The organism is Vibrio halioticoli NBRC 102217 (assembly GCF_000496695.1).
Taxonomy (GTDB): Bacteria; Pseudomonadota; Gammaproteobacteria; order Enterobacterales; family Vibrionaceae; genus Vibrio; species Vibrio halioticoli.
In genome coordinates this window covers 1-11,763 of the sequence record NZ_BAUJ01000087.1, presented here as the reverse complement: position 1 = coordinate 11,763, position 11,763 = coordinate 1, and the positions used below count along the sequence as shown (strand labels likewise).

The window sequence follows — 11,763 nt, the reverse complement described above, 5'->3', positions numbered from 1 at the left end:
TTAAATAGGTTGATTTAATATATCATCATAGCCCCCTTTTGGATAAGTATCTAAAAAGGGAGCCAAAATCTAAACGGCGAAAATTCTATAATCACCTTAAACATAACGTATGTGCCTGATTAAGATGATTCAGTTAGATTTAGAAAGAATATTTAAAATGCTAATTAATTACAGGGTCTAGAAACTTAAGGACATTATTTAATGATTTTGGCTGATTGCTGTATCAGTAACTTGAACTAAGCTCTTCAAAAATTTAATGCATTTTTCTGCTTCTGGTTTACTAATTAAGTGCGAGGTTTGCTTGTCAGAAACAGAACGGTGCACTGCATCACCGCGTTTTTTGATCCATTCATTGAGTTTAGTTCGAGTTCTATCTGGATCTTCATAGCCAGGCCATGACCAATATTTTGTAACGTCGATACCGAGGAAACGCTCAAAGATATCTTTGGTTTTTTTACTGTTTGGCGTGTGGAAGAACTTTAGTTCTTTTTCTAACGAATTAGCAATAAAGTCACCTAGCTGAGAGCCTTGTAGTACTCTGCTTTGTAGATTAACCTCCTCACTCACCTTGTCTTCAACATACGTTTCCCATGCAGTTAAAGACATTATCAGAGCTGCGCGTTTTAATTCTTCTGGATCTCTTCCGAACTCCGGCATGTTTTTCATATGTTCATAGGCTTCTAAAATTCTTTCTGCGTCCAAAATAGACACATCAAACACATCTTTTGCTTGGCACATAGTAATTCCTTTAATGCTATTAATTTTTAAGGTCAACCCACTCAGAAAAGTAATGTATTGGGTCACAAATTTTATTCATTGAGGTGTAATGAGAATTGCCTATTTGGATGCCGTGGACTTGTAGTCCCTGCTTCTCTCTCCGGTTACTTATTTTCCTACTCAGACCTGAAGACACAGGAAATTCGCCATCACTCACTAGCAATATATCTGCTTTATACCACTCTTCCGAATCACATTTTTCTAGAGCTTTATTGAGTGGCTCTTCAGCATCAGTGCCGCCACCAAAAGACATCGTTAGGAAGTTAAGCAAGTCATTAAACCCTGAAGTATCTAACGTCAGATCAAGTTCACTAACCTCTTTCTTATTTCCAAAAAGATAAACATAACAGCGCCGTTTTTCTTTGTAGGCCATTTTTAAGCATTCTAAGACCGTAGCTTTCGCTATATTTTCTGGTAAACCTCGCATAGAGCCCGACGTATCTAAGCAAATTACCATCGGACCACGATTTTTATTTTCTGCTTGTCCTTGTGTTTCTTTAATTGAATCTTGCTCTAGCTGTTCTTTTGTTTCCAGAACTTCGGTCCCTTCTACTGAGTAAGATACTAAAGCATGCTCGGCTCGCTTGGCATGCCAGAGTTTTTTGAGTACTGGATTGGTTAACAGTGAGGCTTCTTGAGGTAACATTCTAGAAATCGAATCAGAGCGAGTAATGCCTTTGGTCTCCATTGGAATAAGAGGTGTCGCTATATACTTCTCATGTCTAGAAGCGACACTCATTTTGATTACGATCTCTCCAAGTTCTGACCCTTCTGCTTGCTCATCACGCCCTAAGTCTTGAATCAAATTACGTAAATTGGGAAGTTTTTTAACAAGCTTGTTTAACCGAACAATATCGAGCCAACCATGGCTTTGGAAAACGCCTTTTGATAAGTCAAAGCCTAAACCTGTGATCAGACCAAGTTCAGTAAATACCTCTTCTAATTGAGCCCATACCGCTAGCCTTTCTTTCCATACATCAGGCAAAATATCAACAGTACCCTGTTCAGATAGCAATTGCTGCCAGATCTCCTCTGAGGCAGTTTCGGCAATTTTTGTTTGCTGAATTCTAGTCAGAGAAATAGGTTTAGTTTGTTTGTGCTTGTCTTTTCTCTTCTCTAAAGCTTGTTTAATTTGGTTTAACGCTTCATCTTCTAGCTTCTTAATCAAGTCGGTTATCAAAGGTGTCGCCTTAGATTGAAGCTTGTCTATTGCAGTAAGAATGTCTGAAAGCAACACATCCGTGACCTCCTCACTCTGTGCGCAGTATCGACTCAATCCAGTTTCTTGTATCACTTTACCAATCGCTTCTGTTAGTAACTGGGGGGCTAAGGGCGATAAACTCGTCAGATTCCCCCCCACAAGAAGTTCATTTCTGGAATTAACTAGTGACTCGCATCGCTCGACTAATTCACCATTAGTATTTGTAATAACAGCTGGAAGAAATTTCTCCGGCACATTGTCGAGGCATGTAAATTGGCTATCCAAGTTCAATAACGGAGAGCTAACCTGACCCGTTTCTCTAATCACACAACTCTCCTTCCACTGGATCATCAGAAGAAACTAGCTTTGCAATCTCTAAGGTTGGGTCTTCCTCCAACGGCAGACGGCTAAACCCATCAACAAGTTTATTAGCTCTATCTAAAAGCTTTTCGGCCTGTTTTAATGACTCATTGAGTGAGTCGACAATTTCTGGCAACAACCTGTAATCTAACCAAAGGTGGCTATTGAAGTATTGTTCAACTGTCTGCAATTCTAGCCTCACAGTACCAATGTACTGATCGATGTTATTTGCTATTTTCTGAACGCTTAATACTCGGGTCTCGATATGAGCCTTGGAAAACTGCACACTACCAACCAATGGATCGTTGTTTACTTTTTCCATACAAGGTTCATAGTCACCATAGCGATTGTCCGGAGTTTTATTTCCTCTATAGTCTTTATAGAGCGATCTACCATTTTTATCCGTCGCTTGACGCTCACTAGACTTTTTAGTCGTTTCATTACCATCACAATCGATATAGAGTAACGTTCCTTGAGCATCTGTTTTATGTGGGCTACTTTCTGTTGTTAACTTACCTTCCCATGCACTTAAAACTTGTAATAGGCGTGATGGTGGTGTTTTCCCGCCGACAGTCACCGATCGTTTATAGAGCTCTTGTAGGCCTTCAAACTGCTCTGGTTGTTCCCATAAACAATGAGGTAAAATCCAAGTATCGTAGATGCTGGTTTCGTTAAATCCAGAAGTGAACGCTGACACTTTCATTAATTTCACGAGTTTACGCCAACGTCGATCAGATACGTAAATATCTTGTGACGCTAGGTAATTGCGGAACTCTCTACATACTTCTCTTGTTGCTACAGTTAACTCAACTTTATCAGCTAAGTGCTGTACCTCATTTAGATCTTCAATCTTCAATCGGACATTGAGTGCTGGCTCGAATCCCTCTAGCGCTCCGTTCAGTAATTCATCAAATGACTCTGTGGACACAGGCGACACATAAGAGCGTAAAATAAATCTATCGTATAAAGCACTGAGCTCTTCTCCTTTAGGCAACTCATTGCTGGCCGCTACAACAGAGATTAACGGAACCTTGACTCTTTGATTGCCATTATCAAACTGACGTTCATTTAACAATGTTAAAAGGCTGTTTAATATTGCACTGTTTGCTTTAAATATTTCATCGATAAAAGCGACTGATGCTTCAGGGAGATAGCCGCTAGTTAATCTTTGATAACGATCCTCCTCTAAAGCCTTTATGGATAATGGACCAAATAATTCTTCAGGTACGGAAAAGCGTGTAACTAAACGTTCGAAATAGTTAGCTTCAAAAAACATGCTTTTCAAACGTTTAGCTAATTCACTTTTAGCGGTTCCAGGTGGTCCAACGAGTAACAGATGCTCACCTGAAAGTGCAGCAAGTATCATTAGTCGAACTTGATTTTCTCTTTCTAGTAACCCGCAGTTTATTTGAGCCATTAGAGTTTGAAGTTTGTCTTTTCTATTCATTGTTGTTGCACATACTGTCGTTGTCACAATAAAATCCTTGTATTCAAATGATTAGCGAAAAAATATAGTAATGTTGTATTGCGGCTACTTGAAGCTCTATATATCTACTCCTGATATCAGTATGCAATAGTTATGCCAGTTTACTTTTAGTTTGCTAGTTTTACTCTTCAATCCCGAGTTTTTTCATCCAACTGCTTAATGTCTGGTGACTTTTTAGCCCTAGTGCTTCTGCCGCTTTAGATTTATTTTTTCCACTGTATTCTAAGGCTGAATTAATCGCAATTTCCTTAATTTTATCAATATGTTGTTGAATATCTCCGGGGATGGAAAATGTATTTGTGCTAGACGGGTTTTCATTGGTACTTAAGACCGAAGATTGTAGATCTTGGGCTGAAATAGTATTTGATTCAGACCATAAAACAGCTCTGTTTAGTGTGTTCCAGAGTTCTCTTATGTTTCCTGGCCACGGATAAAATTGTGCAAATTTTATTGCGTCATGGGAAATTTTCTTACTATTAAATAGTGGGTGTTTTTCTGCTTGTTTATTAATGTTCGCAATGAGTGTTTCGATAAGAATAGGAATATCTTCTGTTCTGTCTCTAAGAGCAGGAATTTCGATAACACCGACGGCCAATCGGTAGAAGAGATCTTCACGAAATGCTCCTTCGGATATCATTTTGAATAGATTTTGATGTGTTGCAGCTACGACACGCACATTAACTTCTTTAGACTTAGTATCACCTACTCGCGTGATCTCATTTTGTTGTAACGCTCGTAGCAATTTCACCTGTACGTTAAGTGGTAGTTCACCCACTTCATCAAGAAATAAAGTACCGTGATTGGCCTGTTCAAACAATCCAGCGTGATTGTTATCTGCGCCGGTAAATGCCCCTTTTACGTGACCAAAAAGAATTGAATCGACCAAACTCTCTGGTAGAGCACCGCAGTTGACGGCTACAAATGGCTTTTCAGAGCGATTACTTGTTTTATGAATGGCTGTTGCCATTAATTCTTTTCCCGAACCACTCTCACCAAGTATAAGTGCAGGTAAATCAGATAATGCGAGTCTATGAGCTTTTTTTACTACAGTCTGCATTATGTTTGACTTTGCTGTAATTGTTTCAAATGCGGGGTTTAAGTTAGAATTATCTGAAGCAAGAGACTGTATTGCAACGTTAGAGGATTTAGTGTATTCCGTAGCAAAGTCGATGGGGATCTCAACCTTGATTAAATCACCTGTAGGAGATGTTTGAAGCAACTGACATTTTGCAATACTTTTTCCGAGTAAAACAGAAACAACAGTCATTGCTGGCGTTCCAGAGGTGAGGTTCAGATAAATTTGTTCTGAGTTAGAAGATGCCTTATTCAACTGTTGTTGCATTACTTGGGTTATAGATAAATAGTCTATTGGTGATGCTAATTTAACTCGCTGAATAATTACTGAAGTTTTGGCTCGCCCCTCGAAAGACAGCTTTTTCTCCAACCAAACTTTATAGTCGTCCCATTCGTCTTCCCAAGTACTGGCAAGGATCACAATGCTATCTAGGGTTATTCCCTTCAGGGCAATTGTTGCAATAGAGGCACACTTATCTAGTTTCATTTGGTCTAGATCGGTTTTGCCAAGCCAACTGAGTAACGTTGCCATTTTTCATCCGTAATTATTTTTACTATATGGGTATTTAGCTTACCTTATTGAAAGTTAAGCTGATATTCAATTGAAAAGCACTACTGCTTCCTGGCACTGTGTTTGATTGGCTATCACGGAGTTGAACTGCAGGAATATTTGGATCGAAAAGTAAAAGTGCTACTTTATGGTGATTTTTGTCGTGTTTTAACTCAGGACGTAAATGGTTATGTGTTCGAGTATGATGAAAACTATCGTGGTCATTTACTGTCAATCAGCTTACCAGTGAGTACATGTCGATTTGAAACCGAAGAACTGCACCCGTATTTTAAAAGCCTGGCACCTGAAGGATGGCTTAAGAAGAGTTTTTCTGAGCAACAGAAAATTGATGAGTTGGACTGGCTTGGTATGCTCATTGCCAATGGTTATGATCTTCTTGGAGCTGTGCAATTAATGAGGCTAGATGATGTATCCCTCTGATAGAAGTTTAATCAGTCTTGCAAAGCTTGATGACAATAGCCGTTATCAAGATGAATATTTACGAATAGAAGTAAATGCGTTTCTCGGCTCTAGCCGAAACAAAATGGAACTCCCCTTTTCTCGTGAAGATTTTTTAATTGAAGGCCCCAAAAAACAAAAAGGTATGAGTATATCGGGCTATCAACCCAAGCTATCATTAGCACTTGATTAACATGGTTTGTTAAATATGGTCGAGCATAAAGCGCAATTTATTCTTAAACCTTCCCCCTTCAATTTCCCCAAACCTCGCGGCCAACGAGCACGCTACAATGCTGGCAATGAAACAATTAGGCTTTGACTAACCTTCATTCGGCTTAGTGCGTTTTAAAAGTGAATTACCTAGCGGTGAGGTCGCTTTTTTAATTCGCCGGTATGGAAGAAGGTGATAATGAGTTTGTTAGTTCAAAAGAACAAAATTAAATGTATTTATCAAGATAGCCTCATACCGATGACCTATGTGGATAAAATTTTAAAATGGATTGATAGCCGAGACTACTATATTGCAAATAAACCAACACGTTGAGGTATGAATACTCCCTCTATCTTAGAAAGAACTCTGATAGAGTTAATTACCACTAAAGAGCAGTTTGAGGCTTTTACCATCATAAAAATAGTTTTAGTAAGTGACCTTGTAACATTAGTGTGCTGTCAAACAAGGGGGGTTGTTTTAGTCCCAATCAGATCCCCTTCTCGCGTTTTATGAAATAAATCATTCACTTATCGTTATTCGACGCTAAAATTTAGTAAGAGAATATTTTGGAGAAAGCAGTCAAGACATTAGTGTATATAATAGCCATTAAATACGAGTTATCTCGTTTGCTTTTTTGTAGAATGGAGTGAATAATCTTCTGTCTTTCCCAATCGTCCTCAAAAATCAATAATGCAGCTTTTATTTAAGAACTGTAAATGATGAGTACCCACGAACATGAGTTATGCGACCCAAATCGAAACAGTGGCCTGCCACAGCCTACTTCACTTAGAAATGCAAAAACGCTATACCGAAAGATTTATTCCTGTAGAGAAGCGAAATCAAATCCTCGTCAAATACTTAAAAGGAATGGTGAAGAGTCCAAAGTACAAGTTAGCGAAAAAAGATATCAAGACATTAATTCAACTTGGACGGAAGAAGGGGCAAAATTTAGAGTTACATATTGAGGCCTTGAGGGTCTTAGAAAAACCGACTGGAAATAATGACCTAGAGAATTTCTATTTTTTAGTTAAAGACATAGAGCGGCAACTTTCAACGTCTGTTCAGTACACTTCTAATTTTGAAATTACACGATCAAAAACGACAAAACCACCAGAAATATGGATTTGTCATACAGACTTACATAGTTGTTTTGATAAGGATATGGAGTTAACCGATACGCTTAATTGGCTCGTTAGCGCATCAGCGGCAAAAGAAGAAGTACTATTAAATATTCTCTCAAGTTACTCGATGTTTACGGTGGAGCATTCAAGAAATGAAGGGGATTTATTTCTTTATATGAGAAAATGTCGGGTGGAAGATACTTGTGAGCAAGTGCCGTCTCCCTATGAGTGCAGAGTGCAACTTGCACCAGACTCAACTTCCACAAAAACATCGTTTTGAAGGAAGTGCCCTACTCATCTGTCTGATAAAAAACGAAATAGAATAATTCATCACATGTACTTTGTACTGATGCTAGACCTTGAGCCTAATCTATTAATCAGAAATCAATCATTGAAGATATTATTTGTTTCACTACTCTCAGTTCTCTTTAGTTGTTCTTCGTAGGATTTTATCTCAGGAATATGCTGTTTATATTTCAGATACAGCTCTTGTAGTTCATCAAAAAGGATGTGGTTGGGTTCTGATATTTGATTATTCATTGTATTCCTCAATTCTATAGACAGAGTAAGTCTAGTAAAAGAGTTAGGCTGAAGAGTATGGAGAAAGTATTAGGGTTTGAACTGTGACATGAAACTATTGACTCATTAATTAGATGGTACGCCCCACCCTCACGCTAAAATTAGAAATGTCGATGAACATTTAGAGGTGGCATCATGTCAGTTATTAAAATTATTGGTATAGATCTTGCGAAGTTTTACGACACAAGTTGACCCGAGTTAAGCTCATTCAATTTATCTCACAACAAGAGTCTACAACGATAGCAATGGAAGCATGCTGTGGTGCGCATTGGTTAGCTCGAAAGTGCAAAGAATATGGTCATCAGATTAAGCTGATACCTGCACAGTATGTGAAGCCATACGTTAAGAGCCATAAGAATGATTTTATTGATGCCGATGCTATTGCCGAAGCTACCAGTCGTACATTCACCCTGACCTATGGGGAAAGATTCAGACCAGCCTTTATCACTGCATGGAGTTTGATGTGGTTTGTGAGTTGAATGAAGCCCTAGTCAATCAAGAAACCGCTTAAAAACGAAAACAGCCTGTAAACGATTCTAAGTTCGCATAAATGTGAAAGCCCTAGCAGTTATCATCTGCTAGGGCTTTTTCTTGAATATGAAGGATTTAACCGGGTTTTAAACACAATTTCGGCTAACAATCCTTTAATCTGATTGCATATGTGTGAAACAATCATAATCCGTATGCAATTTTCTTAGATATGCGAGATAAAATGTTCGACAGCTCATCAACTAACGAGCTAGCAAAGCTTTTGATACAAGGAGTTTTAGGTAACTATAATTGCTTGGAAGTTACAGAAGTTTTTGCTATCACTCACAAAGGTGCTTCCCCCATAAACCTTTATACAATTCTAGTTGCAGAGGAGCGAAAAGAACCAACCTTTAACACCCCTTCATATATAGGTGTTCGAAAGGAACTAAAGCTGCCTACACTAAAAGGCTGGTCCATCGGAATAAAGCGTTATTTACTTCCCATTGAGCAAGCTGAAAGTGTAGTTGAGGGAGTGTTAACATCAAGGTGCTGGGATAGCTGTGGGGATTCAGTACCTACCGAAGAGTATAGTTATTCACCAGCAACGTTTGTTACGGCTGATTCATTTGAAGCAATTCCTTTTAACTCAATAATAAAAAATAACTTCAACAGTGGCTCTTATTTGATTGAACTAAAAAATGAATCAAAAGACGCACTAATTCCCTTAGTTAGCAACCCTGTATTAATACAGACGTTATCTGAGAAAATTCAAAAATTTATCCCTATTAAAATTGCAACATTGTCGGACAAATTAGGGAATATCATCATTCAGATACCCGTCACAAGCATTCAGGGCAATGTTCAGGGATTACAAGGCAGCGAAGATATAAAGGTAAGCCTTTTTTGGCATGACAATATTGCGCCTAGAGCTTTGACTATTGTAGCGGAGCAAAAAGGCCGTGATAAAACGATAGATAGCTACTTTATCGATAACAAAAATGAAAAGAACTCTGAAAGTATCATACCTTTCAAACACGAAACTCCTCACAAAGTAACGGTCTGGGACTCAAAATATAATGTAATTCTACTTGCCACTCATTGGTCATCATTTATTCGCTCAGCAATGTTTGATATGAGAATGGCTAATAACTATCCGAGGGTAATCCCCCAAAAAGACAGTATCAAACCTATCGAAATCCCTGTTCATACAACTAACAAAAACTTGGTTGGTGAGAAAACAAAAAAATCGAAATGGTTAGATCGGAGGCTTTATCAAGCGGAGCAAAAAGAATTACTACGAAGAAAAGAATTTGTCCAATATAACCCCAAAGGTATAAACAAGTTACAAGAACAACATCGAGCATTACAAGATATTCGATTCCTGATTAATAGCTATGGTTCTGAAGGTGTCTGGTTGTGGGACCCTTACTTAGATGAATGGGATATTATTAATACTTTATTCTTTAACCAGTGCTCAAATGCCCCTATGAGAGCTATATCATCGGTAAAAGAGTCCTCCGATTCTCCCAAATGCCCAATTTGTAGCACCGATGTGTGTACACAAAAGAAAGAGCAACAAAGCAAGTCTAAAGTCATACATCAGTTTTTTAATGAACTACCAAAAGAAACTATAAGTGGTATTAATTTGCAAGTACGAACACCGTATGCTGAGTTTGGTTGGCGATTCCATGATAGGTTTATAATTTTTCCAAACCACGAGCATGGCCCTGTAGCTTGGTCCCTAGGCACATCTGTAAATAGCTTAGGCAAAGAACATCATATTCTCCAAAAAGTAAGCGATGGGCAAATGATTGCCGATGCGTTTGAAGAGCTCTGGTTGTCCCTAGAGGCCGAAGAGTGTTTTATTTGGAGCAGCAAGGATAAATTATGATTGAATATGACAATTATCTAAGTGATGTTTTAATTGCTGAAAGTAACGATACTTACGACTTATACGATAAATTCAATGCCGCAGAGTGTCCCTTAGGTTTAAGAGAGCTATGCAGAGGTCGGCATCAACATAAAGTTAGAACTCAAGCATCTAATGACTTCATTAAGTGGTTGACAGATTCTGTTTTGAACTATGAAAATCGAGCCAAAAACAAGCTAGAATCATATTTTTTCCTAATTGAAAAAATATCTAGCCCTATGTGTTTTTGGCGAAACATACTATGCACCTCAAAACAGATTGCACCTCTGATTCAAGATTCAGTGAACATCATTCAGTCACTAAAAAGTGGTATTCAAGAACCATTTATCTCCGATTACCATAGAGAAAAACTAATTTTGGAGTTCCAGAGTTTAGGTAACTGTGGTAATTGGGCCAAAGTGCATAAAAAGACATTTCACAGTGCCCCTTATTTCAAACATTCCATTAACTACCTTCTTTCTAACGCACTTGCTATTCTTTATGTTCATTCAAAGGAAAAGCTTATAGAGTGTTTGGAAGATAAAAAAGATATACCTTTGATTTGGGGGCTTATGTCACATGCAGGTGTTGATGTAACACTTGATATAGCCCATTCAACCGAGTCCCATTCATTACTATTTTGCTGTTACGCATCACTTCTCTCTCAACACAAAGAGCAATCTTTTTCTCAAGATCAAGATTGTAGTTTTACCTCTCTACTAGAGAAAACTGCAAGCTCAGAATTTTTCTCTCATGTTTTGAATATTGTGGCCAGATACCCATCCAGATATCCCAACATTCAAGATTTACTTGGCTCAGCACTAGCAAAGAGCAAGAACTCTGATGCCATCACTCAATACTTAGGTTCTATAGGCTTACGCAGTATTGAATTCAACGACCCATGCAGAAAAATCGTTGCGAAATGCCTCACAGCATTTGCCAACGACGCAAGTATTGAGCATCAGAGGGTTGCGTGGAAAGCTGCATACCACATTTGGTTTGATTGGAAGTTTGACATATCAAACAAAAACGATGTTTACTTATTTGAAACAAAAGCATCTGCTTTAGATTATGCTATCGTTCGCTATTTTCTAGACTGCTGCTCCACTGAGGATAGAAAGAAGTTCGTTGATGAGAGACTTGAGGGATTAAATATAATTTCAGAAGCATGGTATGAATCCCAAACAGATTTAAAAAGTCACTGGAACTTAGAACTGTCTCTGTTACAACCCGTATTTCAAGCCAATGAAATAATCAGAAGTCCATCTCAGCCTTATTTGATGGTAGATCGGTTCTATTCACTAGAAACAATCCAAAACAATCAATACATACAGGCTTACATTAACTAACCAACGTTAATCCGCTCTAAAGGTCACACTCCATACAATGGCATCCAGTTAGTTAATTGGATGCCTTTTTTATGCCTGCTAAACTCTACCTATCCTACTGCTCTGTAAACGCCCCATGAACCCACGGGGCTGTCGGAGGACAATAAAGTTTGTCATTTTTCCTCTGCTTGTTCACTCTGCAGAGGTATGTGAATCGACTATATCAAATACGTTTTT

Annotated in this window: 9 protein-coding genes and 1 pseudogene; 6 read left to right on the top strand and 4 right to left on the bottom strand. The window is 38.3% G+C overall.

The features are described 5' to 3' along the window. Positions 1-198: 198 nt before the first annotated feature. The 4 genes from VHA01S_RS17405 to VHA01S_RS17390 all read right to left on the bottom strand — a co-directional run bounded on the left by VHA01S_RS17405 (position 199) and on the right by VHA01S_RS17390 (position 5,430). Positions 199-738, bottom strand: a complete 540-nt coding sequence (locus VHA01S_RS17405) for a HEPN domain-containing protein (protein ID WP_023405659.1) — start codon at positions 736-738, stop codon at positions 199-201. Positions 739-757: 19 nt separating this feature from the next. Next, complete coding sequence (locus VHA01S_RS17400) at positions 758-2,305, bottom strand: VWA domain-containing protein (RefSeq protein ID WP_023405658.1); 1,548 nt, start codon at positions 2,303-2,305, stop codon at positions 758-760. Then, positions 2,298-3,812 carry an AAA family ATPase gene (locus tag VHA01S_RS17395; RefSeq protein ID WP_023405657.1) on the bottom strand — a complete coding sequence of 505 codons (1,515 nt, stop codon included), beginning with the start codon at positions 3,810-3,812 and terminating at the stop codon, positions 2,298-2,300. Before VHA01S_RS17395 ends, VHA01S_RS17400 begins: the two co-directional genes overlap by 8 nt. Before the next feature lie 133 nt (positions 3,813-3,945). Beyond that, positions 3,946-5,430 carry a sigma-54 interaction domain-containing protein gene (locus VHA01S_RS17390; RefSeq protein ID WP_023405656.1) on the bottom strand — a complete coding sequence of 495 codons (1,485 nt, stop codon included), beginning with the start codon at positions 5,428-5,430 and terminating at the stop codon, positions 3,946-3,948. Between the two features lie 138 nt (positions 5,431-5,568). Here VHA01S_RS17390 and VHA01S_RS17385 point away from each other — a divergent pair, with 138 nt between their 5' ends. From VHA01S_RS17385 to VHA01S_RS17360, 6 genes and pseudogenes are all read left to right on the top strand, one after another. Further along, positions 5,569-5,889, top strand: coding sequence for a HipA N-terminal domain-containing protein (locus VHA01S_RS17385; RefSeq protein ID WP_039971378.1), 321 nt, complete (start codon positions 5,569-5,571; stop codon positions 5,887-5,889). Continuing rightward, on the top strand, positions 5,873-6,100 hold the full coding sequence (locus VHA01S_RS17935; RefSeq protein WP_023405654.1) for a hypothetical protein: 228 nt from the start codon (positions 5,873-5,875) through the stop codon (positions 6,098-6,100). Before VHA01S_RS17385 ends, VHA01S_RS17935 begins: the two co-directional genes overlap by 17 nt. A gap of 753 nt (positions 6,101-6,853) precedes the next feature. Continuing rightward, positions 6,854-7,519 carry a DUF2913 family protein gene (locus tag VHA01S_RS17930; RefSeq protein WP_023405653.1) on the top strand — a complete coding sequence of 222 codons (666 nt, stop codon included), beginning with the start codon at positions 6,854-6,856 and terminating at the stop codon, positions 7,517-7,519. Positions 7,520-7,953: 434 nt separating this feature from the next. Further along, positions 7,954-8,219 (top strand): annotated as a pseudogene (locus tag VHA01S_RS18270) (IS110 family transposase); the annotation flags it as partial. Positions 8,220-8,530: 311 nt separating this feature from the next. Beyond that, positions 8,531-10,180, top strand: a complete 1,650-nt coding sequence (locus VHA01S_RS17365) for a VPA1262 family N-terminal domain-containing protein (RefSeq protein WP_039971375.1) — start codon at positions 8,531-8,533, stop codon at positions 10,178-10,180. Continuing rightward, positions 10,177-11,547 (top strand): hypothetical protein, encoded by a 1,371-nt coding sequence (locus VHA01S_RS17360; RefSeq protein ID WP_023405650.1) that lies wholly within the window; start codon positions 10,177-10,179, stop codon positions 11,545-11,547. The genes VHA01S_RS17365 and VHA01S_RS17360 overlap by 4 nt, the downstream gene beginning before the upstream one ends. Positions 11,548-11,763 lie beyond the last annotated feature (216 nt).